The sequence below is a fragment of the Microtetraspora sp. NBRC 13810 genome (assembly GCF_030268685.1).
GTDB lineage: Bacteria > Actinomycetota > Actinomycetes > Streptosporangiales > Streptosporangiaceae > BSRQ01.
In genome coordinates, this window is record NZ_BSRQ01000070.1 from 1 (window position 1) to 483 (window position 483).

Genomic DNA, 483 nt, shown 5'->3' on the forward strand with positions numbered 1-483 from the left:
TTTGGCGGTGGCTCCGGCGGTCACGTACATCGTGTCGTGGACGGGGTGGTTCGTCTCGGCGCAGGGGTACGGGCGTAACTGGGCGCAGGCGACCTCGGCCGGTCCGGCCTTCTTCGTCTTCGACTCGGTCAGATCGTGGATCAGCTACCAGCTCATGGCGCTCAGCTTCCACACCGACCTGACCGCCACCCACCCCTACCAGTCCGACCCCTGGCAGTGGCCGCTGCTGCTGCGCCCGGTCGCCTTCTTCTACGAGTCCCCGGAGAACGCCTGCGGCACCGCGAGCTGTTCCCAGGCCGTGCTCGGCGTCGGCACCCCGGTCATCTGGTTCGCCGCGCTGGCCGCCATGATCGCGATGATCGCCTGGTATGTCGCCACCCGGGACTGGCGGGCCGGCGCCGTGCTGCTGGCCTACGCCGCCGGCTGGGTGCCGTGGTTCTACTACGCCTTCGCCGACAACCGGACGATGTTCCTCTTCTACAT

General features: G+C 68.3%; 1 pseudogene. It reads left to right on the top strand.

Annotation, left to right across the window (positions count from 1 at the left end):
* Positions 1 to 483, top strand: a pseudogene (locus QSK26_RS41485) (phospholipid carrier-dependent glycosyltransferase); the annotation flags it as partial.